General features: G+C 45.8%; 3 protein-coding genes. 2 read left to right on the forward strand and 1 reads right to left on the reverse strand.

Annotated elements, in window-relative coordinates; genetic code table 11:
• The first annotated feature begins 140 nt into the window (after window positions 1–140).
• Window positions 141–314 carry a quinol oxidase subunit 4 gene (locus VIM72_RS25055; RefSeq protein WP_332005565.1) on the forward strand — a complete coding sequence of 58 codons (174 nt, stop codon included), beginning with the start codon at window positions 141–143 and terminating at the stop codon, window positions 312–314.
• Between the two features lie 72 nt (window positions 315–386).
• On the opposite strand, the gene rho is transcribed toward VIM72_RS25055, so the two are convergent.
• Entirely contained in the window at window positions 387–2105 is a 1719-nt protein-coding gene (rho, locus tag VIM72_RS25060) for a transcription termination factor Rho (protein WP_332005566.1), read from the reverse strand.
• A 443-nt stretch (window positions 2106–2548) separates the two neighbouring features.
• Here rho and asnS point away from each other — a divergent pair, with 443 nt between their 5' ends.
• Complete coding sequence (asnS, locus tag VIM72_RS25065) at window positions 2549–3988, forward strand: asparagine--tRNA ligase (RefSeq protein ID WP_332005567.1); 1440 nt, start codon at window positions 2549–2551, stop codon at window positions 3986–3988.
• Window positions 3989–4135 lie beyond the last annotated feature (147 nt).

Here is a 4135-nt window from a genome sequence, read left to right on the forward strand (position 1 = left end):
GTAAACTGGATATTCTAAGATATCACAGGATGTTTTATGTAAGATAGTTATAAGGTTAGATAGATTGGATATCCCGCCACAGTGCTACTGTGGCGGGATTTTTGCATTTATAGCGGTAACTTTACAAAAATTAACCTGTCATGCGAAATCTGAAACTTGTATTGTCGCTTTTTGCAGCCGCCATCATTTACAGCGGCTGTGTAACCACCCACCAGGGTGGTAATCCACATGGGCTACCGCCGGGACAACAGAAAAAGATCTACGGCACCAAATCAGCCAAACCCTTTGCACCCGGACAACAGAAAAAACAATAGCATTTTATACAAATTAAAAACCCCGTTACGCAAAGTCGTAACGGGGTTTTTAATTTATAGTATTACCTGTTCCTAGCTGTTCATGGAGATCAGGAATTCTTCGTTGTTTTTAGTACCGCGCATATGCTGCAGCATGAAGTGCATAGACTCATCCGTGTTCATATCACCCAGGTGATTACGCAGGATGTGGATACGTTTCAGGGAATCTTTATCCAGCAACAGATCATCACGACGGGTAGAGGATGCAGAAACATCGATGGCCGGGAAGATGCGTTTGTTAGCCAGTTTACGATCCAGCAACAGTTCCATGTTACCGGTACCTTTAAATTCTTCAAAGATCACCTCATCCATTTTAGAACCGGTATCGATCAATGCGGTAGCCAGGATGGTCAGTGAGCCACCATGTTCTATTTTACGTGCCGCACCAAAGAACTGTTTAGGTTTCTGCATGGCGTTGGCTTCCACACCACCGCTCAGTACCTTACCGGAAGCAGGAGCCACGGTGTTGTGCGCCCTGGCCAAACGGGTAATGGAATCCAGGAGGATCACTACATCATGACCACATTCTACCAGGCGTTTCGCTTTCTGCAGCGCGATGGCAGATACTTTCACATGTTTTTCAGCCGGTTCATCGAAGGTAGAGGCAATTACTTCCGCCTTTACACTACGTTCCATATCTGTTACCTCTTCCGGGCGCTCATCGATCAGTACCACCATCAGGTAAATTTCAGGATGGTTGGTAGCAATAGCGTTGGCTACTTCCTTCAGCAACATGGTTTTACCTACTTTAGGCTGCGCTACGATCAGTCCGCGTTGTCCTTTACCGATAGGCGTAAACATATCCATGATACGCGTGGAGTAGTTATTGGAAGTGGTGGTTAATTTCAGTTTTTCGAAAGGGAACAACGGTGTCAGGTAATCGAAAGGCACACGGTCGCGTACTTCTTCAGGTGATTTGTTATTGATTGTTTCCACTTTCAGCAAAGCAAAGTACTTCTCTCCTTCTTTAGGCGGGCGTACAGAGCCTTTCACGGTATCGCCGGTTTTCAGACCAAACAATTTGATCTGCGACGGGGATACATAAATATCATCCGGGGAACTGAGGTAGTTATAATCGGAAGAGCGGAGGAAACCATAGCCATCGGGCATCATTTCCAGTACGCCTTCACTTACGATAACGCCATCGAATTCTATATTGAAAACAGGTTCTTTCTTGTTAGGGAAGCGGTTCTTCTGTGCTGCAGGCGCCACGGGGATCTCTCCGGGCACTACAAAATCATCCTCTTCTTCTTCCAGCTCATCTTCTGCAGGAGGTATCACTACCACTTCTTCCTCTTCCGGCTCATCTTCGTCTTCTGTAAAAGAAGGAATAATGATATCATCATCATCATCGAAAGTGAGAGAAGGAATACTGTCCAGGTCTATCTCAAAATCTTTTACTTTAGGTTTGGCAGAAGCGGCTGGTTTAGCCTCTTCCTCATGATCTTTTGATTTAGTGCCGGCGGCTTTTTTGGCTGCGGGTTTCTTGGCAGCTGGTTTTTCTTCAGCGTGAGCAGGTTCTTCAGCAGCGTGGTTAGCTTCGTCTTTCTTTACAGGTTTGCGTTTACGTGCTTTCTTTTCGTCTCCGTTGGCTTGGTTATCTTCTGAGGCTAATACTGCTTGTTTATCAAGAATTTTGTAGATGAGGTCCTGTTTGTTCAGTTTTTTTGCGTTGGGAACGTCCAGTTTCTCTGCAATATCAAGCAGCTCAGGAACGAGCATGTCGTTCAGTTGTAAGATGTCGTACATCATCTGTGTTGTCAAATTTTAGAAGTGTTGTGAGGCGGGTACCACTGCATACCAACATACACCAATTACAAATAATTGTTTTTGAGTCAATAAATTTAATTAGCTTATTAAATTTGATAGGGAATGATTGAGTTTAGGAACTGCTGATGAAGATGGAAAATGAACTTAATCAGGCAGAATATACCGCAAGATTAAAACAAGTTTTACTATTATCCAAAAATATTTAACTGTAAAATGCCCCAAAGTAGCCTTTAAAAAGGCGCTTCTCCCTGCTGTATCCTGCTATCGGCCGCACCTTCAAACCCTTGCTCCTACCGGGGTAGCGCTTGTTTAGCCACCTTTTTTTAACATTTCCTTGGCAATCATAACCTGGAAAAAGGCCGGCATCCAGACTACTTACTATGAAGTTTTCCACTTATTTTTGCAATCCTAAAAATAAATATATTATGAGCCAAAGGGTGAAAGTCAAGCAAATCTTGTCGGACGACAAGGTGCATTACGAAGTTACAGTTAAGGGTTGGGTGCGGTCATTCCGCAACAACCAGTTTATAGCTTTGAACGATGGCTCCACCAATAATAATTTACAAGTAGTAATCAATACCGAAAATATGGATGCTGCGCTGGTAAAGCGCATCACTACCGGCGCGGCTATCAGCGCCACCGGCGAAATTATCCCGTCACTGGGTAAAGGACAAAAAGTAGAACTGAAGGCTGCTACCCTGGAAATACTAGGCGACTGTGATCCGGAAAAGTATCCTTTGCAGCTGAAAAACAAGCCCAGCCTGGAGTATCTGCGGGAAATAGCGCACCTGCGTTTCCGTACCAATACTTTCGGGGCCATCTTCCGTGTACGCCATGCACTGGCCTTTGCGATACACCGCTTCTTTAATGAACGCGGATTCGTATACCTGCATACGCCTATCATCACTGCTTCCGATGCAGAAGGAGCGGGCGAAATGTTCCGTGTAACCACACTGGACATGAAAAAGCCGCCGCTCACAGACAACGGCGATATTGATTACAGCGAGGATTTCTTTGGTAAATCCACCAACCTCACCGTTTCCGGGCAGCTGGAAGGAGAACTGGGCGCTATGGCCTTTGGCGACATCTACACCTTCGGCCCAACTTTCCGTGCTGAAAACTCCAACACTGCCCGCCACCTGGCAGAGTTCTGGATGATTGAACCGGAAATGGCCTTCTATGAACTGGAAGATAATATGGACCTGGCCGAAGCATTTATCAAGTCCGTGATCGGTTATGTACTTGATAACAATCGTGACGACCTCGACTTCCTGGCCGGCCGCCTTGCGGAAGAGGAAAAACAAAAGCCACAACAGGAACGCAGTGAAATGGGACTGATCGAAAAACTGGAATTTGTGCTGCACAACGAGTTTGTACGCATCACCTATACAGAAGCCATCGACATCCTGAAGAACAGCAAACATAATAAAAACAAGAAGTTCCAATACCTGATCGAAGGCTGGGGCGCCGACCTGCAAAGCGAACATGAACGCTACCTGGTAGAAAAACACTTTAAGAAACCGGTGATCTTAACCGATTATCCTAAAGAGATCAAGTCGTTTTACATGAAGCTCAACGACGACAACAAAACCGTACGGGCCATGGATATCCTGTTCCCCGGCATCGGTGAAATGGTAGGCGGTTCACAGCGTGAAGAGAACTACGATAAACTGGTAAAACGTATGGAAGAAATGCATGTACCGGTAGATGAACTGAGCTGGTACCTGGATACCCGCCGCTTCGGCACCGCACCGCATGCCGGTTTCGGCCTGGGATTCGAACGCCTCATGCTGTTTGTAACCGGTATGACGAACATCCGCGACGTGATCGCATTCCCGCGGACACCGAAGAGTGCGGAGTTTTAGCGAGTTGGCGCCTTCGGCGCCTGTAAATTGTCTTGGAGCAGGATTAGGCTGATTATACTGATTGAACTGATTTTCCTGCTGTTTGTTTTTAAATGATTTGGGGAGATTGAAGCGGATTTTGTCTGACTCAGGATTTAGATGATTTCG

This window comes from Chitinophaga sp. (assembly GCF_036569185.1).
Lineage (GTDB): Bacteria > Bacteroidota > Bacteroidia > Chitinophagales > Chitinophagaceae > Chitinophaga.

Coding starts and splice junctions, on each gene's coding strand:
- VIM72_RS25055 (WP_332005565.1), top strand. CDS start 141: ATGCGAAATCTGAAACTTGTATTGTCGCTTTTTGCAGCCGCCATCATT.
- asnS (WP_332005567.1), top strand. CDS start 2,549: ATGAGCCAAAGGGTGAAAGTCAAGCAAATCTTGTCGGACGACAAGGTG.
- rho (WP_332005566.1), bottom strand. CDS start 2,105: ATGATGTACGACATCTTACAACTGAACGACATGCTCGTTCCTGAGCTG.